Below are 17,299 nucleotides of genomic sequence, written 5' to 3' on the forward strand. Positions count from 1 at the left end.
CTTATTTTATTTATATGCTATAATATGTATTTCTTCCTTTTTACGGATTGTTCTGATGGATGAAAATCCGGCTTCATGCAACCGCTCTTCCAATTCTGTCGGAGTATAGACAACCATACCGTCTATCCGTTCCGTCCACATTTTTCCAAGTTCGGGGTCGCTCGCTTCCAGACTAATAAGGAAACAACCTCCTTCTCGGAGAACACGCGCCACTTCAGACAACGCTATGTTTACAGGCGACCAAAAATAGACCGTTTCAAAAGCCGTGATTGCATTAAAGAATCCATCCTCATAAGGTAATGAACAAACATTCCCTTGTTGTATGAAACATCTTTTATTCAAGTCTTTTTCGTTGTACTTTTGGGCGAATGAAACACTTTCTTCTGACAGGTCTATGCCGTAGATATTTCCTTTCGGACATAAATTCAATAAACGTTTCAAATTCGCACCGCCACCGCAGCCTATATCAAGCACATTCCATTCCGGCTGCCATTCCACTTGCTTCATGCCACGATTAGCTAAAGATGCATGAAAACAATTCATTCCTCGCAAAATCATCCGTCCCCAAAATCCTTGCGGACAACTTGTGTTTTGCAAGACCTTGTTTAAGAAATTCTTCTTTCTCATATTGCTTTTAGTTTTTGTTCAACGTCCAATGGTATGCGCTCGTATAGGCATCCCACATGTTTTTATATACACCCTCTGTCACGGATAATTGTTCATGCCTTCCGCATTGCACAATGCTTCCTTCTTTCATGATGACAATCTGATGCGCAGAAATAATGGAAGAAAGGCGATGGGCAATCACAATGACCGTCTTGTCCTTTATCAGCGACTGCAAAGCCATCTGCATTTTATGCTCGTTTTCAGGGTCAGCGAAAGCAGTCGCTTCGTCCAACACCAGTATCGGAGCATTCTTCAATATGGCACGAGCCACACATATCCGTTGGGCTTCACCGCCGGACAGGAATACACCTTTATCGCCTATCCTTGTTTCGTAGCCTTGCGGCAAACGCTCTATGAAATCGTGGCATTGGGCAGCTTTCGCAGCGGCTATCACCTTTTTTTTCGTGGCATCAGGAGAGCCTACGGCGATGTTCTCATAAAGAGTGTCGTAAAAAAGGAAAGTGTCTTGAAAGACGAATGAAACCATATCCATCAGTTTTGCGGTAGGTATTTGGCGTATATCTGCACCGCCTATACATATTTTCCCTTGCTCCACATCCCAGAACCGAGGTATCAGGTTGGCAACCGTTGATTTGCCGCTTCCTGACGGACCGACAAGGGCGGTTATCTTTCCTTGTGGTGCAATGAAGCTGACATCACGCAGGGCTTCCGTCCGTGTTCCCTGTTCTGTGTTCTCGTAGGAGAATGACACATGGCGAAATTCCACATCGTAAGCGGCAGGCACTTGCGGATGTACCGGCTCCGGCACAGGTTTCTTTTCAAGTATGCGGTCGATACGGTTTACACCTTCATCGATGTCGCGCGTGTTGCCTCCCAAGAATGTCAGTTTATAAACGGGAGAAGCCATACCCGGCCCCATGATAATGAAGAACAGCCATACTACCGCCAATGACAAGGATTGCGGACTGGCTTGCATCAGCAGGATGCCCACAGGAAGAATAAACGTCACCATCGAATTGAGCAAGACGGTAAAGGCAATCATCCCGTTCTGGTAGGTGTCACAGCATTTCAAGGCGAATGTCTTGTACGCCTGAATCTCGGCATTGAACTGACGGAACGAACGGACGCTCTGCCCGAAAATCTTGACTACGGGCATTCCCCGTACATACTGCACGGCAGACGCGCTCATCTTTTCCTGCGCATCGTAGTAGATACCCATGAACTCCCTTGCCCTTTTTCCCATGAAATTGGAAAATTGCAGGAATAAGCTAAGCACCACAACGACCATGCACACGACTGTCAGCCACACATCCAGCGAGAAAAAGATGACCAGCATTACCACTACCGTTGCCATTACATTGACCAAATCCGGAATGGTATGGGCGATGAAGCCCTCTATTTTCTCGATATTCTGGTCCATTGTTTTCTTGATGGCTCCCGTAGAGGTATTGTTCAAATATCCCAAAGGCAGTTTGCCGATATGTTCAGACAGACGGACACGCAACCCATACAAGATACGGAATGCAGCCACATGTGAGGACATCAGGGCGGCATAGAGCAATATCAATCCGCCAACAAGCCCTCCAAATGCAATCCATCCCCAACGCATCATGTCCGTTCCGTCCAAAGCGGAAAGATTGGAGCCATTCGACAGCAACTCTTTCAAAATTTCATAAACTGCCCAATAAGGCACAAGCATACACACCGCGCTGCCAGCCGACAGCAGACCTGCTAATATAAGCAGACCTTTCCTTTGTCCCGCTATCTCGAACAGACGGGACAAACCTTTTTTCTTTTTTGATTTTTCCATTGTTATTACGCTATTTTGATGTGATTTTATATCCGAGCAATGAACTGAATTTGTAGCAGAGCCAAGGGATGCGCCCCAATATCTGCCCGAAGAAGAATCCCCAGCGTGAACGGAAGAACTTCATATAGTTAGCCTGTTCAATGAGCTTTAAAGACGGTTCCCATTGTTCCACCACATACCCGTTGCTTATGCCGGAACGGATTTGAGCCTCGTGTTTGCGGAGCGAATCGGGCTTCACACCATGTCGGCTCATTATCGTGCCGCACACGTCAAACCACAATTCACCTCCCCCGAAACGGTTTGCCACGTGATGCAGGAAGGATTTTACTTGCTTCTCGTAGAAGTACATCAGTACCCCCTCCACGATGAAGATAAATTCTGCTTCTGGGTGCTTCCGGCGCAGGTCATCCATCCAGTCGGTCTCCAACAAAGACGCTTCAATATAGACATTGTCCGGCTGTTCGGGTATCAATTCCCGGCGTAGAGCAATGACCTCAGGCAAATCCAAATCATAAAAGACTGCTTTCTGACTTCCGATACGCTGGAAACGGGTATCCAGTCCACATCCCACATTGACCACGACCGGATGCGAATGTGCTTTAATAAATCGGCGCACAGCGCAGTCAAAAAACCATCCACGCACCACGCATCCCACTTCGCTCAACTTTGCCCCGTCGAACTGGGAATAATCGTATTCCAAACTGTCCGCCAGCCATTCCGCAGCCTTGTCATATAGAATGGGATTATTCCGGCGACTTTCTTTGGCTCTCATGTATAGCGGAATAAGCAATGTTTCCGCTACAATACTCTTAAACTCGTATTTCTGTCTCATATTTTTGGAGTGTTTAATAGTGAACGATATTCAGAATTGTTCATAAAAAAAGGAGGAAACCTCCGTGAAGATTTCCTCCTTACCAACCGTTCTGATGCGGTTGAATGTTCGTATGTACGTTGTCTGTATCTCATATCTTGATAATAGCTCTCCAACCTTGGATTTCAAACAGAATATAATCGTGCAAAATAGCCTCCATCTCTTGCCGGGGTACGGAATGCATCAATAGCTCCTCGAACATCGTGAACATCCATACCGTATGCAAATGAATGATAAAATCGGACACAGCCGTATTGATTTCGGGATGTTTCCGCTGCATGGACGCGAACCACGCCTTAACCAATTCCGTGGAACGGTCGGTATAATTCTCACGGAAGCGTTCCAATGAAGAACCTTGCGCACGGAACAACAGTATTTCCATTAGCGAACGGTGTTTGTCTATAAGCGAAACATATTCATCAATGCAGGATTTCAGGTATTTTTCCGACCGCATCATCATAATATCTTCGCCCCGTATGCCGTGGTGTTCTTGCAGCATGGCTTCCAAAGCGCACAAAACAGGACGGACCACTTCATGGAATAATTCATCTTTGTTCGTGAAGTAGTTGTAGATGTTTCCGACACCAACTCCAGCCAATTCCGCCACTTCACGCATGGAAGTTTTGGAATAGCCTTTCTTCTCGAATTGCTGTCTGGCAACCGTCAATATTCGTCCTCGTATGTCTTCTTTCAGCACTTGCATTTATAGTGAACAATGTCTGTTTTTAATTTTTCTGCAAAGGTACAAGGCTTGAAATTGTCGGGCAATACCTATTTTTAGGGATTTTACAATATCCAATATATACTTTGGACTTTATTTTATGTAAGCATAAATAAGAAGTAGAATAGTGTAAAATTATTAGTGGTGCGATAAAAACCACATCACTGTAGTTAAACGATTAATTTTAAATCAAATATAAGCGTTCATTGATTTTTTGATTTGAAAATGATTTATTAGTCCTGTAGTTTCAACATATCAGGATTATGAATCAGGGCAAGTTTGTATTTTCCCAAGTTGTCGAGTATATACCGCGATATCAGTTTGATAAACTCGTAAAGCAATATCAAGGAGATTGGCATACCAAAAATCTCAGCAGTTACAGTCACCTCCTTCATCTCCTTTTCGGACAGTTGACGGGATGTGATTCTCTGAGGGATATTTGTCTATGCCTCGAAGCCCATAACAAGATGCTTTATCATCTCGGCTTTCGTAAGGCCGTGAACCATACCTCATTGTCTCGTGCAAACGAAAGCAGGGATTACCGCATCTTTGAAGGGTTGGGCCTTTATTTAATTGACATGCTCAGACCGATATACTCAAATATCCAACTGTCTCAAATTACCATTGATAACGAGATATATGCACTTGATTCCACGACCATATCGACCAGTATAAAGCTTGCAACGTGGGCTTTGGGGAAATACAGCAAAGGAGCTATCAAGATGCACACCCTGTTGGATTTGAGAGGCAACATACCTACCAATATCCATATCACGGACGGCAAGTGGCATGACAGCAACGAACTTGACGCACTGACACCAGAGCCTTATGCTTTCTACGTGATGGATAAGGCTTATGTTGACTTTAAAGCACTTTTTAGATTTCATCAGGCTCAGTCATTTTGGGTATCACGTCCAAAAGAGAACATGAAATTCGATACTGTCGAGCAAATGGATATTGCCGATGTCAAGTCTGGCATACTGGAAGACTCCCGTATAAGGGTAACAGGATATAACTCAAGCAAGCTGTATCCCGAAGACATGAGATTTGTCCGCGTTTATGACCCTGATAATGACACTATTGTGGACTTTATATCCAACAATTTTGAAGTCAGTGCCTTAGAAATATCCAACTTGTACCGCCATCGATGGGATATAGAGGTATTCTTCAAGTGGATTAAACAGAACATTACCGTAAAGACTCTGTGGGGATATTCGGAAAATGCTGTCAAAATCCATCTTTGGGCTGCCATCATATCGTATCTGACAGTGGCAAGAATAAAGGTTGACTGCAACAGCCCATATTCAATCACCGAGGTGGCTACCCTGATTAGAATATCCGCGTTGGAAAGAACAGACCTGCGGTCGTTGATAACAAAACAAGACTCATCAATCATTTCAAACCAAAATGTCAAAGAACTCTCGTTATTTGGTGATATTTAAAATCAATGCGATTTTATCGCACCAGTAGTAGTGTAAAATATAAAAAAGGACATCATAATTTTCGTCCAAAAACTTGATAGCCAAATACCTTCATTCTTTTGAAGGTGTTTGGCTAACTTTTTACTATGTTCCTCCAAAAGTTTTTTCTCTGCCTTGATGTGGTCGGCAGAACATTGGTTTACCTTTGCCAGTTCACGGTCATCAACCTTAGCATGGATGACGGTATTCTTTTCCACTTTGACAATGGCATTGCTGATGCCGTCCACTATGTTGTCGGCACTTTCCTTGGCTGCTTCCAGAGCCTTGAAAGCCGCCCGTTCCCGTTGGACGGTGTGCTTTAGGCTACCGTGTATGCCGTGCAGTTCTTCTTTCAAGGCTTGGATTTCATTCAGCAGATTGCGAAGTCCAACTATTTGACAGTTGACTTCTTGAAGCAGTCCGTCAAGCTCCTGCATATCCTGTTTCAACTCCTCTTCGGGTGTATAATTGGCAAGCCGCTCACGCAGGGCGGCGGTATCGGGTTGTTTCATATCCTCTGTTGTTTATTGGGTTTGTCATTTGCGTTTCATTCCTGATTTCTTCTGTGTGCCGAGCCTATGCGAAGCCTCACGCGCACAACGGCGGGCAAACTCTATCTCGTCCTCCTCCGGGTCGCGTCCCCATTTGAGGTCGGACTGCGAGCCGCCTCCACCGCCGCCGGATGTCATCTCGTAGGGTGACGCTATAAGGGTGAAGTAAGCCATCGCCAAGTTCTGCAAGTCCTGCCAGTTGGTAAGTTCTTGGTAGTCGAACTCGTTGTTGAAGAAGTCAAGCACCTTGTCGGGCAGATAGCGTTTGTAGGTTTTTCCGTCATGTTCAAACTCCGTGGGCTGGCGGTTCGGCTTATAGTCCGTGTAGTCCTCGTAAACCGAGTTGTTTCGCAGTACCAATGGCTGTGGCTTTTGTCGGGCTTCATTAGGAACGGATGGCTTCGGTGTTGCTGTGGCGGTCGGTTTGGGTGTCGGGCTTGCTTGTTTGGCTTTCTGTTTGTCCTGTTCCGGATGCAGCTTCTCCCATGTCTGCCTGATGCGTGATGCGGTCAGGTTGCGCCCCTTACCAAGTTCGGAAGCCTTAAACCTTGTGTTGCCCTTGCAAAGCACATAACCACGAATGACATCTTTCTTATCCTTGCGCAGATACAAGTCGTAGCCTTTGGCGGCAAGCCTTTCTTGGTAGCCGTCCCATGACCATTTGTCAAGCTCTTGCAAGGCTTCCATGCAGTCGTCGCTGACTTGTGGGATGTTGGCTTCGTGTATGCGCATGGCGGTAGTCCAGCCTCTTTGCCTTGCAACCTTTTCTGCCGCCCGTTGTGCGCGGAGGTGGATGGCGTGGTCGTTGTTGATGTTCCCGTCCTCGTCCACCCGGCAGACGATGGCATGTAGGTGCGGTATGCCGCTCTTGGATTCCTCGTGCAGCCATACGGAGGACTTGCTGCCCGATACGTTGGTGCGTGGGGAAACGACCATGCCGTCCTTGTCCCGGATTTCCTGCTCGTCGAAAGCCGCCGCGAAGTCGTACCACAGTTGCCGCCAGTCATCCAAGGTGAAATCTTCGGTATGCTCCATCGCCGGACTTATCTCCATGCGGATGACATTGTTCTTGATGTTTGCGTGGTTCATGGTGGCGAACTTCATTTCCGTCCATATTCCCGTAGCGTCCATGCCCTGCGGCATGAAGTTGTCGCAGATGCGCGTTATCTTTTCGGGATGTTTCTTGTTCCTCGATTCGCCCGATACATAGAGCATCGCCCTTATGCCGTGGGCTACCGCCTTTGCGTTGGCTATCATGCGCCGTCCTCCTTAGCTTCTTGGTTTGTTGCCCCTGCCGGATAGCTGTTCGCCGTCTGCGTGGACTGCAGGAAGTCGGCGACATGGTTCGTGACATGAGCCACTTTCTCGTACCATTCAAGCATGGTCGGTTGATGGCGGAATAGCTTTACCTTTTCGTTATCGTTCAACCCGTGCAGGGCATTGGCGAAGTTCACCATGTCCGTGCGGCAAGCCGCAAGTTGCCGTAAACCGTCAAGTTCCCTGTCGGAAAGCCTTTGCCGTGGCTTGTAGCCGAGTACCCTTGCCCGGATGAAGTCGCTGCGTGTCATACCACATTGGTCGGCGGTGCTCTTGATTTGCGAAAGCTCCAGTTCCGTGACCTTGGTGACAACCACCTTGTCACGCCTTATAACGGGCTTCTTTTGCTCATGCTCCTGACTGGAGGTATCTTCGTATTCCATATATAACAGATGTCTTTGAAAAGTCGTGAAACGGTTTCTAAAAGAGGGAAGCTGCGAGCCTGCGAGCGGCAAGGACAACAGTCTGCCGGACTGTTGCGAGGGCGTCGGGGTATTACTGTCCGTAGGCGGTAATACCTCGGCATACCTCGCAACTGAACGCTACCGCTCCATGTCAATCCATCCGTCCGCTTGCCACAGCCAAAACAGACTGGTGCCAGTGGAGTGCCGGATAATTGAACAATGGAAAATGTTTTTTGCATCCTGTTTCTGTCAGCTTTTATTCTTCCCTCTATTTTCTGAATGAAGGGTTGTCGAATACAATCTTGTCCACCATCTCGTTCAGCCTGTCAGCAATCCTGTCGCCGTACAACTTGCGTATCTGCTGCGGTACGAGGTTGGTGGTTATGAACGAGAAGCCACGGTTCTCGTATCTTCTTGCAAGCAGGTCAGTCAGCGGCCTGTGCATGTTGCCGAACTCCTGCACCTCCACAGGCTCTATGCCCATGTCATCGATGCCGAGCATCTCCATATCACACAGCCGCAGGAACTCGGTATAGCTGTTCCGACACAGATGGGCAATATGAACGGCATTCACGATCGGCATACCATACACAGTCCTGTGGTAGTTGTCCGGTATCCTGATTACATTGAGCAGGTTCTGGAACGCCCTCATCACGGTGGTCTTGCCGTTGCCGCACAAGCCGCACAGCATCACCCCGCACCTTCTGCCGGAGGTAAGGCTCGCAGCAAGGTTCCTGACTTGTGAGTCTACCGCGTCAGGATAAAGAAATGTGCCTCCGAAACGGCTCACTTCGCCTGCGATGGCACATTTAAGCAGTTTCGCAGCCGTCTCTTCATCGAAAGGCAGTCTAAAACGCTCCTTCGTAGTCCTCGGCTGACACAGCCGTGACATCAGAGTCTCTATAAGTTGGGGATTTCCGTTTTGTTCCATATCGGGTTGTATTCAGATGTTTGATAATCCAATGGTAAAAATGGCTTCGGCAATCGCTCTCGTTCCGCTGCGCGTTTCCGCCGATTCTTTGCTCGTCAAAGAAGTCTCGGATATTCCCGTGTAGCCTGTATCTGTCAATAATCCAGTTTTCTCTTTTCGCCAGCACTTCGATAATCTTGTCCTGCCAAACCGTATCGGCAAGCAGGAGTGACTCAAGCTCATCCAGTGATTTATGTCCATCTTCCCGCGCGTGTTGAGAGTTGATAATATCTTCGTCTTTATCTTTTATATTAGAATGGGGCAACTGTACGGTCAACTCATGGGTCAACTGTCGGGTAACCTGATGCGGCAACTGCCGGGACGGCTGTATGGTCAAGGAATATAGCGCAGGGGTGTGGATTCCTGTACCAACCTGACAATCTATCAGCCCACGTTCTTTGAGATGCTGCCGTGCCTTGCTGATATTCTGTTTGGTGGTCGAGAGCCGCACGCAGAGGATGGCTGTATGGCAGGCAAACGGCATGTTCCAGCGTAGGCGGTTTGCCTCATACAGGAGGTAATGATAAAGTGCTACCTCCGTAGGGTTGAAAGGGCTGCGCTCCGCTTCTGTCCAAAACTGGTTAATGTAGTCGTATATGCCCGCCATGACTTACCGCTTCGAACGGTTGATGATGTACTTCTGTGCCTGTTGGTCGAGTTCCGCCTGCGATGCCACGCGTACATTCTTCATCCATGCCTCCAGTTCGGCTTTGTCAAAGAAGCACAGTTTGCCGTTGGGCTTGTAGTAAGGTATGACGCGTCGCATCATCAGCTTGTGAAGATAACTCACTTTGATTCCGAGAAATTTCGCGGCCTCGGCCGTCGAGATTAATTGGTTCATCTGTTCCATATTTCTGTCGTTTTTGATGTGATTTCTTAGGCTGTGAAAGCCGTCGTTCCGATAAGGAAGACGGTGCAAAGTAAGCCATCGGAAATCACACGACAAAGGCTGTTAGTCTACTGTAAAACAGATGGAAAGCTAAGTGGAAAACTTTTAAAAGCACGGCTGTAAAACAACAGCAAACAGACGAAAACAGGGAATAGAAAAAACAGATGTTAAGCGAGATGAGTCGCCTGAAACGATAAAGCGGTTAAATTTTGATATTTCTCTCCCAACTACGATATGCATCGGTATTGCGGATATTATCGTCGGCTTCTGCCACTTTCTTAAAAATGGAGATTATAACATCCTCTTTGTCGGCTTTGGAACCCCTGCGGTTCTTCACATCCAACAACTGGCGCATATTGTTCAGATGCCAATAGTCGCCAAAAATTTTCCACTGGCGGCTGATGTTGCAGATTGCTGCTATGCTGTCCGCGATGAAAGCCATCAGTGTGGCATTGCATCCATCATGCGGACGGTATTCTGCATCAAGAAAGCCTTCGTGACGCAAGGCTTCCATAAATATCATAGTTCTGTCTCCTTTCAAGGCATCCGGGAAATCCGGTGGAAAGGAAAACCGACATGCTGTCTCTGGTTCTGTGGTCGATTGAGACTTGCCAGAGGAACCACTACCGGACGGTGAAGAAGCCTTTTTAGATTTGCGCTCCGACAATTGCTCGATTTTCTTTCGATACTCCATATAGACAGCCATCGGAACAATGAAGATAACGAGCGAGATTACCACGAACATGACGACGGTAATAGCATCCGTCTCAAGCCGTGCGACCGCTACCCGTCCGGCAAGGACAGATATGAGTAGCCACACTGCTCCCGGCAGCAGGATGTTCACATTGAAATCGTCAGGCAATCTTCTCATACTCTATATTATATCCGTTCGGGTATTGGCAAACTCCATGTCGATAAGGCTGATGGCATCTTCCTTTTTCTTGTTGATGATTTTGGCGTATATCTGGGTGGTCTTCACATCCGAGTGGCCGAGCAGCTTGCATACGGTATAAAGGTCAGCACCGAGTGTCAGCAACATTGTGGCGAAGGTGTGGCGGGCAACATGGGAAATCATTGACGAAGCAAGTGGGTACAGAATGGTGAGTTAAAAACGCAAGCGGTTAATAATGAGCGGATTTTCAATATCTGGAAGAAGTCGCAGAAACGGATTTTGGAGAAATGCTGAATTGGTTCAGTTACCAAACCGTTAACAGGTTGTTACCGAAAAGGGACGGTGTTAACCGGAGGGTCGAAAAAAGTTTGGCGACGGTTTCTTTTTCTGTGAAACACAGCATTTTGCGTAGCGATGAACGCTTACATCAATAGTAAATTTGCAAACAAAAAATGTAGGCGTATGAAAATTGAGAAATTCAAGGTCTTGCTCTACCTGAAGAAGACCGAACCCGACAAGTCGGGCAAAGCTCCCATCATGGGAAGAATTACAGTAAACCGGACAATGGCGCAGTTCGGGACGAAATTGTCCTGCATCCCGAAGCTGTGGAACGCACGGGAAAGCCGTCTGGACGGGAAGAGCCGCGAGGCGGTGGAGACAAACGCGAAAATAGAGAAACTGCTGCTCGCCGTGAACACGGCATTCGAGGAGTTGCAGGGACGGAAACGCGATTTCGACGCCAAGGCGGTGAAGGAACTGCTGCAAGGCAGCATGGAGACACAAATGACGCTGCTCCGCCTGTTCGACAGGATGATCGAGGAGCGGAAAAGCCGCATCGGTATCGACGTGTCCCCGACCTCGATGAGCACGTGGCATTACGCCCGGCTGACACTGGGCGATTTTGTCAAGAAGAAGTATAAGATGAACGACATCGCCTTTGGCGCTCTGAACGAACAGTTCATCCGGGAATACCAGGCTTACACGGAGGGGGAACGGGGATACTCCAACCAGACCACACGGCATTACCTCGCCCTGCTGAAGAAGCTCTGCCGGACAGCCTACAAGGAGGGCTTGTCGGAGGTGTGGCACTTCGTGCATTTCAAGCTGCCCAAGCAGAAAGAAAGCACGCCGAAGGCGTTGAGCCGGGAGGACTTCGAGAAGCTGCGGGATGTGGAGATACCGGAGAAAAGACGTTCCGTCGTCATCACGAGGGACCTGTTCCTGTTCGCGTGCTATACGGGAACAGCCTATGCGGACACCGTGTCGGTGACACGGGAGAACCTGTTCACGGACGACGAGGGCAGCCTGTGGCTGAAATACCGGCGCAAGAAGAACGAACTGAAAGCCCGCGTAAAGCTGCTGCCGGAGGCCGTCGCCCTGATAGAGAAGTATAAGGACGACACGCGGGAAACGCTGCTGCCCCCGCAGCATTACCGCACGCTGCGGGCGAACATGAAAATCCTGCGTGTCATCGCCGGACTGGAGACCGACCTCTGGTATCACATGGGGCGGCACTCGTTCGCCTCGCTGGTTACGCTCGAAGAAGGTGTGCCCATTGAAACTATTAGTAAGATGTTGGGACATAGCAATATACGGACAACACAGATTTATGCCCGTGTCACGCCGAAGAAGCTGTTCGAGGACATGGACAGGTTCATCGAAGCAACCGGCGATCTGGAACTGGCACTATGAGCGGAACAGGAACGGATTTATCATCGTCAAAGGATACATCGAACAGGATTTTAGGCATTGGCATTCAATGGCCTTGCCGCTCATTCCATAAAACATCATTATCATTTGTATCATCTAAAAAATAATTCTATGCGCAGCACATTCAAGATATTGCCTTACATCAACAAGAAAAGAATCAAACCGGACGGCACGTGCGCCGTCCTCTGCCGGGTGTCCATCGACGGGAAGAACATCCTTATCACCACGGGAATCACCTGCCGCCCGGAGGATTGGGACAGCAAGAAAGGAGGCATCCGCACGGCACGTGAGAACAACCGGCTGGCGGAGTTCCGCCAGAATCTGGAACGGACCTACGACCGCCTGCTCAAAGAGCAGGGAGCGGTCAGCGCGGAACTGCTGAAGAACGCCGTAACGGGAGTGGCGAGAATCCCGCAGACCCTGCTCCAAGGCGGCGAGGCGGAAAGGGAACGTCTCAAAATACGCTCGGAGGAAATACACTCCACCTCCACCTACCGGCAGTCGAAGACCACACAGCTTAACCTGCAACAGTTCCTCCAGTCCAGAGGCATGGAGGACATCGCCTTTGCCGACATCACGGAGGAGTTCGGACACTCGTTCAAGCTCTTCCTGAAAAAAGATCTGGGCTATGCGACGACGCACGTGAACCATTGCCTGTGCTGGCTGAACCGCCTTATCTATATCGCGGTGGACGAAGGGGTACTGAGGTGCAATCCGCTGGAGGATGTGCCCTACGAGAAGAAGGACCCACCCAAGATGCGGCACATCAGCCGCGGCGAACTGCGGCGCATCATGGACACGCCGATGGAGGACGAAAAAGTGGAGCTTGCCCGGCGCATGTTCATCTTCAGCTCGTTCACGGGACTGGCCTACGCAGACCTGCGCAACCTCTATCCGTGCCATATCGGTAAGACGGCGGAAGGAAGGCCCTATATCCGCAAGCAGCGTGAGAAGACGAATGTGGAGGCGTTCATCCCGCTGCATCCGGTAGCGCAGCGGATATTGTCGCTCTACAACACGGAAGACTATTCACGTCCGGTGTTCCCGCTGCCCATCCGTGATATACACTGGTTCGAGGTACACGCCTTGGGCGTCATGATGGGCATTGAGCAGAATCTCTCCCATCACTGCGCACGTCATACCTTCGGGACCCTGTTGCTCTCGGAAGGCATTTCGATAGAGAGCGCGGCAAAGATGATGGGACACGCCAACATCAACAGCACACAGGTCTATGCGCAGGTGACGGACGGGAAAATATCCAAGGATATGGACCAACTGATGGAACGGCGCAACAGCCGGAAAGAAGCGGAAACGAATTGAAATTGAATAAAATAACAACAAATGTATGGAAAGACATATCATTACATTGGATGAGCGCGGCACGCTCCATGTGCCGGAAGCTCCCGGCACTTCCATCTGGATGGACGAGCCGGAATTGGTGGAACTGTTCGGGGTGATTGCCCCCACACTCCGCGCGGCGGTAAAGGCGGTGTACAAAAGCGGCATCGTAACACCCCACGAAACGGAACGGCGCATAAGCCTGCCCGACGGGAACAGGCAGGTGGTGTACAGCCTCTCCCTGATTCTCGCCCTCGCTTTCCGCCTCGATACCTACGGGGCCCGGCGACTGCGGGAATATGTCACCGGCAGATTCGGCGACGACGGCAAAGGAGGAAAAGGGATGCAACTGCTCATCATGCCAAACATCCGGCATACGGGTTACGCATGAAAGGATAAGGCAACCCCTATATAGCAAGCGCGGCGCACGGCGGGAGTATCGTCCCTGCCTGTGCGCCGCACTTGTCTTCCGCTCCTCCTATCCGAAGGAACAGGTCGAAAGCAGTCATTGGAAGACGGTCAGTCCCCGTGATGGAACGCCTCGCGGTAGCCCTCACGCAGCATCCGCTCAATGTCCGACTCGCGGTAGAGGATTTTTCCTCCCAACTGGATATAGGCCATGCGTCCCGCATCCCGGTGTTCCTGCAAGGTGCGCCGGCTGGTCTTCAGCAGTTGCGCCACCTCCCTGTCCGTCAGATAGCGTTCTCCGCCCAGCACGGGGCGGTAGTTCTCCGTCAGCCGCCCGACCTCCGCCAGCGTCCTCTCCAACTTTTCGAGAAGACGGACCACCGGCCCGCTTTCCCGTGTCATCAGTTCATTCAGTTCGTTCATTCTCTTACGATGGATTTAGTGGTACAATCATTCGGTGCGGGGTCAGATGCTTTTCCCTTTCAGGGCCGCCCGTCTGCGGCGCTCCTCGACGACGGGGATGATGCGTTGCACATCCTCCGCACGGTAATACACCTTGCGCACGATTTGCGAATAGCCCAACGTGCCGTTGCTGCGCAAGGTCTGCAAGGTACGGGGACTGACCTGAAGGATGCGGCACACCTCCGAGCTGTCCAGCCATTCGCCCAAACGCTTTGCCTCCGACTTGCGCCGGATTTCATCCACCCGGTTTACGAGACGGTTAAAACGTGCCATGATTTCCTCGAAGGTCTTTCTCTCGATAACTACTACTGTTTCCATAAATCTGTTGCTTTAATTGTGAATACTGCCGCAAAGTAAACAGGTTCCGGCGGGATATGGTGCATCCGGGCCGTGCGTGGCAGCATTTGGCTTCGGTGTGGAAGCCTGTGGCGCCGTTCGCCGGCAGCAAATGGGTGGACGCATCCGAAATACGGGAGGCGAAAAGAGAAAATCATACATGGAATGATGGGTGTGTCGGGGGGGGGACGAACATGGACGGGTCGGAGGAATGTAGGATAAAGGGAAGTAAATGCGATGGTCAAGGCTTACGGGAGGAACGACAACGGTATGGAAACGGAGAAAATCGGAAAAAAAGCATAAAAGGGGGCGGATTGGAGGTGAATACTGCCGGAATTTTGTACATTAGGGGCATCCAAATGTCAAAACACGGGTTGCTGAAGGTTGCCCGGCCTAAAATTTATGCCTATGGTGGAAGAATTTGAATTGCTCGAAGAGGCGGAGGTGCAGTTTGAGGACAGCGACTGCGCGGAGTCGGTGTGGCACGGCGTGGGGTACTGCGAGAGCCTGTTCTGCCGGAAGAAGCCGGCAGCGGAACTGACGCTGGTCATCCGCAAGGAGGGTATCCTATATTTCCTATGCGCCGACCTGCCGGAGTTTCAGGAACTGTGCCGCCTGCATGGATGGTATGTCGTGTCGCATCACCCGTTCAGCGATACGCTGGAAATCGGGATGTGCATCATGGAGGCCGGAAGGCACGCCGGGTGGTACTCTCTGGGACATTCAAGCGAGCGCAACGCTGTGTACCGTGAACTGCTGGAATATACGTTCGAGCGCAGCGAGCGGCAGGACTTCTACCCCTACGAGACCTCGTTCAAGGGGCAATGCGTGATTGACGGCTGCACGTGCCATTACCTGCACGACTACCATCCCACGTGGATGGAGAAGAAGGACGAACACCAGAAACGGGTGAGCAACCTGATATTCCGTTTCAAGGAAGGCGGGCATTGCGGGGAGCTGGTGGCGCAGATCCTTGCGTTTGCCCTGCTCCATGCCGGGTTTGAGAAAGGGCGAAAAGACACGGTGCTGATACCCGTCCCCGCCTCGACGCGCGAGAGGCAGCGCAGGCGTTTCCCGGTAGCCTGCTACTACCTGTCGAGGGAACTCGGCATCGAAGACGGCTATAAGGCGATATGGATAGCCGAAGACCGGGAACAACTGAAAGGCCGGGAGAAGAGCGGCGGCGAGATACTCTCGAACCTGCAATTCACGCGGCGGTACATCCGGGGGAAGCATATCGTGCTGCTGGATGATGTATTGACGACAGGGACCAACTTCCTGCACCTGTTCCGGAGGATGAAAGAGCTTGGCGCGGTATCGGTCACGGGGGTGTTTTTAGGGAAAACGGTAGGCGGGTTATGACAACGGCGGGTTATGGCACGATTTCATAAACCGTGCGGCTGTCATTGCGGAAGATGTCCTGTTCAATCTGCCGCCCGACTTTCACGATGCTGTCAATGTCCGCATTGACCTTCAGGCTGAGGACGGGGGCAAATTCCAGATGGTCGTAATCAACGGGGGTATTGTTATAGGTCGTTTCGACAACGGGATAGCCGTGCTCCCCGGCAAAGTGTTTTAACGAGTCCAGATAAGGGAGCTGCTCCTTGCTCATGGCTTCAAAGTCGATGTAGAACTTCCCGTTTTCCTGCATGAAATAGATGCAGTCCGTACCGTTGCTACAGATACCCGTGAAGTCAAACTCCGTGCGTCCTGCCTGCACGTTCCTCAACACTTCGGGGAGCTTGTCCATCGTGATGCGTGCGGCACTTGGCACAGGAAGAACAGCGCTCCAGTCCTGCTGCGCCTGCTTACCCGTGTTCCTGCACCCTGAAAGCCCGAAAACAAGGGCTAACATTTCCATTATTATAACCTTCATACTTTTCATGTCTGTTCCTATTTTATTAAGCCAATGAGTTGGCAATCCTAATCTCACCGCCTAAAGATACGGGAAAAAAAACAGAAAGGCAGACCGCAGGGCAGGAAAATTTTGCGAATTATCTATTCCGGTTGGTCAAATACCCGAAAATGAATAAATTGAGGCACACGCAACATGCCGCTCAGCAGATTATATTCAATATGACAGAGATAAGTATTTTCATGTCATTCAATCCTAATTATCTGTCTTTGATTGTAAGATATGGCGTAAGCCCCAACAGTATTCCGTCTTGCTGTGGCTCTTGTAGCAATTATCTTCATCTAAATAAATATCCAACTTCCAAAAGTCCAAATCCTCTTTGCGGATGACATCGCCGTAGTTATCTATGAAAACAGCCACCTCGTCCTCCTCTTTCCAACTCCAAAGGTAGGGCAACCTGTAGCGGACAGTATGATTTTCGATATACAGTTCCTCCAAATCCCCATCTGCCGTACAAACTATTTTTCCCAAATACTTGCTCTCTTGTGGAGTATGGAAGATAATGGTCGGATGAAGCTCACGATATAGCCACCCCGACAGCACAAGGGCAGCTATAACGGCTATTGTCTTTACCAATCCTTTATGTCGTTTTAATCGGATGGGCATAAAATATCTGTT

General features: G+C 49.8%; 20 protein-coding genes and 1 pseudogene. 5 read left to right on the top strand and 16 right to left on the bottom strand.

All coding sequences use genetic code 11. The annotated features are described in order from the left end of the window. Window positions 1–6: 6 nt before the first annotated feature. The 4 genes from BQ5591_RS06855 to BQ5591_RS06870 form a co-directional block, all read right to left on the bottom strand. A complete protein-coding gene (locus BQ5591_RS06855) occupies window positions 7–627 on the bottom strand; it encodes a class I SAM-dependent methyltransferase (RefSeq protein WP_071148871.1) in 621 nt (206 codons plus the stop codon). Between the two features lie 7 nt (window positions 628–634). Next, window positions 635–2,437, bottom strand: a complete 1,803-nt coding sequence (locus tag BQ5591_RS06860; RefSeq protein WP_071148872.1) for an ABC transporter ATP-binding protein — start codon at window positions 2,435–2,437, stop codon at window positions 635–637. Window positions 2,438–2,447: 10 nt separating this feature from the next. Next, a complete protein-coding gene (locus tag BQ5591_RS06865; protein WP_071148873.1) occupies window positions 2,448–3,269 on the bottom strand; it encodes a class I SAM-dependent methyltransferase in 822 nt (273 codons plus the stop codon). Between the two features lie 130 nt (window positions 3,270–3,399). Continuing rightward, window positions 3,400–4,011: a TetR/AcrR family transcriptional regulator gene (locus BQ5591_RS06870; RefSeq protein ID WP_071148874.1), complete on the bottom strand. Its 612-nt coding sequence runs from the start codon at window positions 4,009–4,011 to the stop codon at window positions 3,400–3,402. Window positions 4,012–4,292: 281 nt separating this feature from the next. Between BQ5591_RS06870 and BQ5591_RS06875 the strand changes: the two genes are divergently transcribed. Beyond that, window positions 4,293–5,471: an IS4 family transposase gene (locus tag BQ5591_RS06875; RefSeq protein ID WP_071148875.1), complete on the top strand. Its 1,179-nt coding sequence runs from the start codon at window positions 4,293–4,295 to the stop codon at window positions 5,469–5,471. A 2-nt stretch (window positions 5,472–5,473) separates the two neighbouring features. On the opposite strand, the gene BQ5591_RS06880 is transcribed toward BQ5591_RS06875, so the two are convergent. The 8 genes and pseudogenes from BQ5591_RS06880 to BQ5591_RS06915 form a co-directional block, all read right to left on the bottom strand. Next, complete coding sequence (locus BQ5591_RS06880) at window positions 5,474–6,001, bottom strand: hypothetical protein (protein ID WP_071148876.1); 528 nt, start codon at window positions 5,999–6,001, stop codon at window positions 5,474–5,476. Window positions 6,002–6,025: 24 nt separating this feature from the next. Continuing rightward, window positions 6,026–7,297, bottom strand: coding sequence for a relaxase (locus tag BQ5591_RS06885; RefSeq protein ID WP_071148877.1), 1,272 nt, complete (start codon window positions 7,295–7,297; stop codon window positions 6,026–6,028). Continuing rightward, on the bottom strand, window positions 7,294–7,674 hold the full coding sequence (locus BQ5591_RS06890; protein WP_235817052.1) for a plasmid mobilization protein: 381 nt from the start codon (window positions 7,672–7,674) through the stop codon (window positions 7,294–7,296). The genes BQ5591_RS06885 and BQ5591_RS06890 overlap by 4 nt, the downstream gene beginning before the upstream one ends. Window positions 7,675–8,029: 355 nt before the next feature. Next, on the bottom strand, window positions 8,030–8,653 hold the full coding sequence (locus BQ5591_RS20685) for a P-loop NTPase family protein (protein WP_068855402.1): 624 nt from the start codon (window positions 8,651–8,653) through the stop codon (window positions 8,030–8,032). Continuing rightward, entirely contained in the window at window positions 8,610–9,338 is a 729-nt protein-coding gene (locus tag BQ5591_RS06900) for a hypothetical protein (protein ID WP_071148879.1), read from the bottom strand. The genes BQ5591_RS20685 and BQ5591_RS06900 overlap by 44 nt, the downstream gene beginning before the upstream one ends. A gap of 3 nt (window positions 9,339–9,341) precedes the next feature. After that, window positions 9,342–9,581, bottom strand: a complete 240-nt coding sequence (locus BQ5591_RS06905; protein ID WP_071148880.1) for a helix-turn-helix domain-containing protein — start codon at window positions 9,579–9,581, stop codon at window positions 9,342–9,344. A gap of 241 nt (window positions 9,582–9,822) precedes the next feature. Next, a complete protein-coding gene (locus BQ5591_RS06910; RefSeq protein ID WP_159434438.1) occupies window positions 9,823–10,491 on the bottom strand; it encodes a hypothetical protein in 669 nt (222 codons plus the stop codon). A gap of 3 nt (window positions 10,492–10,494) precedes the next feature. After that, a pseudogene (locus BQ5591_RS06915) lies at window positions 10,495–10,686 on the bottom strand (tyrosine-type recombinase/integrase); the annotation flags it as partial. Between the two features lie 288 nt (window positions 10,687–10,974). Between BQ5591_RS06915 and BQ5591_RS06920 the strand changes: the two are divergent. From BQ5591_RS06920 to BQ5591_RS06930, 3 genes are all read left to right on the top strand, one after another. Continuing rightward, window positions 10,975–12,204 carry a site-specific integrase gene (locus BQ5591_RS06920; protein WP_071148883.1) on the top strand — a complete coding sequence of 410 codons (1,230 nt, stop codon included), beginning with the start codon at window positions 10,975–10,977 and terminating at the stop codon, window positions 12,202–12,204. 129 nt (window positions 12,205–12,333) lie between these two features. Continuing rightward, entirely contained in the window at window positions 12,334–13,542 is a 1,209-nt protein-coding gene (locus BQ5591_RS06925) for a site-specific integrase (protein ID WP_071148884.1), read from the top strand. 25 nt (window positions 13,543–13,567) lie between these two features. Beyond that, a complete protein-coding gene (locus BQ5591_RS06930) occupies window positions 13,568–13,951 on the top strand; it encodes a virulence RhuM family protein (RefSeq protein WP_071148885.1) in 384 nt (127 codons plus the stop codon). A 128-nt stretch (window positions 13,952–14,079) separates the two neighbouring features. Here the strand turns inward: BQ5591_RS06930 and BQ5591_RS06935 are convergent, their stop codons facing one another. Both BQ5591_RS06935 and BQ5591_RS06940 read right to left on the bottom strand, forming a co-directional pair. Next, window positions 14,080–14,382, bottom strand: coding sequence for a helix-turn-helix domain-containing protein (locus tag BQ5591_RS06935; RefSeq protein ID WP_071149374.1), 303 nt, complete (start codon window positions 14,380–14,382; stop codon window positions 14,080–14,082). A gap of 51 nt (window positions 14,383–14,433) precedes the next feature. Continuing rightward, window positions 14,434–14,748 (bottom strand): helix-turn-helix domain-containing protein, encoded by a 315-nt coding sequence (locus BQ5591_RS06940; protein WP_071148886.1) that lies wholly within the window; start codon window positions 14,746–14,748, stop codon window positions 14,434–14,436. Window positions 14,749–15,168: 420 nt separating this feature from the next. Here BQ5591_RS06940 and BQ5591_RS06950 point away from each other — a divergent pair, with 420 nt between their 5' ends. After that, window positions 15,169–16,128, top strand: coding sequence for a ComF family protein (locus BQ5591_RS06950; protein ID WP_235817053.1), 960 nt, complete (start codon window positions 15,169–15,171; stop codon window positions 16,126–16,128). Window positions 16,129–16,138: 10 nt separating this feature from the next. Here BQ5591_RS06950 and BQ5591_RS06955 read toward each other — a convergent pair whose 3' ends face one another. Together BQ5591_RS06955 and BQ5591_RS06960 are read right to left on the bottom strand one after the other, a co-directional pair. Further along, window positions 16,139–16,651, bottom strand: coding sequence for a hypothetical protein (locus BQ5591_RS06955; RefSeq protein ID WP_071148888.1), 513 nt, complete (start codon window positions 16,649–16,651; stop codon window positions 16,139–16,141). 225 nt (window positions 16,652–16,876) lie between these two features. After that, entirely contained in the window at window positions 16,877–17,287 is a 411-nt protein-coding gene (locus tag BQ5591_RS06960; RefSeq protein WP_071148889.1) for a hypothetical protein, read from the bottom strand. Window positions 17,288–17,299: the final 12 nt, after the last annotated feature.

This window comes from Bacteroides ndongoniae (assembly GCF_900108345.1).
Lineage (GTDB): Bacteria > Bacteroidota > Bacteroidia > Bacteroidales > Bacteroidaceae > Bacteroides > Bacteroides ndongoniae.

Bases quoted from the DNA above. Each gene is read 5' to 3' on its own strand.
- BQ5591_RS06855 (WP_071148871.1), bottom strand. From the start codon at position 627: ATGAGAAAGAAGAATTTCTTAAACAAGGTCTTGCAAAACACAAGTTGT.
- BQ5591_RS06860 (WP_071148872.1), bottom strand. From the start codon at position 2,437: ATGGAAAAATCAAAAAAGAAAAAAGGTTTGTCCCGTCTGTTCGAGATA.
- BQ5591_RS06865 (WP_071148873.1), bottom strand. From the start codon at position 3,269: ATGAGACAGAAATACGAGTTTAAGAGTATTGTAGCGGAAACATTGCTT.
- BQ5591_RS06870 (WP_071148874.1), bottom strand. From the start codon at position 4,011: ATGCAAGTGCTGAAAGAAGACATACGAGGACGAATATTGACGGTTGCC.
- BQ5591_RS06875 (WP_071148875.1), top strand. From the start codon at position 4,293: ATGAATCAGGGCAAGTTTGTATTTTCCCAAGTTGTCGAGTATATACCG.
- BQ5591_RS06880 (WP_071148876.1), bottom strand. From the start codon at position 6,001: ATGAAACAACCCGATACCGCCGCCCTGCGTGAGCGGCTTGCCAATTAT.
- BQ5591_RS06885 (WP_071148877.1), bottom strand. From the start codon at position 7,297: ATGATAGCCAACGCAAAGGCGGTAGCCCACGGCATAAGGGCGATGCTC.
- BQ5591_RS20685 (WP_068855402.1), bottom strand. From the start codon at position 8,653: ATGTCACGGCTGTGTCAGCCGAGGACTACGAAGGAGCGTTTTAGACTG.
- BQ5591_RS06900 (WP_071148879.1), bottom strand. From the start codon at position 9,338: ATGGCGGGCATATACGACTACATTAACCAGTTTTGGACAGAAGCGGAG.
- BQ5591_RS06905 (WP_071148880.1), bottom strand. From the start codon at position 9,581: ATGGAACAGATGAACCAATTAATCTCGACGGCCGAGGCCGCGAAATTT.
- BQ5591_RS06910 (WP_159434438.1), bottom strand. From the start codon at position 10,491: ATGAGAAGATTGCCTGACGATTTCAATGTGAACATCCTGCTGCCGGGA.
- BQ5591_RS06920 (WP_071148883.1), top strand. From the start codon at position 10,975: ATGAAAATTGAGAAATTCAAGGTCTTGCTCTACCTGAAGAAGACCGAA.
- BQ5591_RS06925 (WP_071148884.1), top strand. From the start codon at position 12,334: ATGCGCAGCACATTCAAGATATTGCCTTACATCAACAAGAAAAGAATC.
- BQ5591_RS06930 (WP_071148885.1), top strand. From the start codon at position 13,568: ATGGAAAGACATATCATTACATTGGATGAGCGCGGCACGCTCCATGTG.
- BQ5591_RS06940 (WP_071148886.1), bottom strand. From the start codon at position 14,748: ATGGAAACAGTAGTAGTTATCGAGAGAAAGACCTTCGAGGAAATCATG.
- BQ5591_RS06950 (WP_235817053.1), top strand. From the start codon at position 15,169: ATGCCTATGGTGGAAGAATTTGAATTGCTCGAAGAGGCGGAGGTGCAG.
- BQ5591_RS06955 (WP_071148888.1), bottom strand. From the start codon at position 16,651: ATGAAAAGTATGAAGGTTATAATAATGGAAATGTTAGCCCTTGTTTTC.
- BQ5591_RS06960 (WP_071148889.1), bottom strand. From the start codon at position 17,287: ATGCCCATCCGATTAAAACGACATAAAGGATTGGTAAAGACAATAGCC.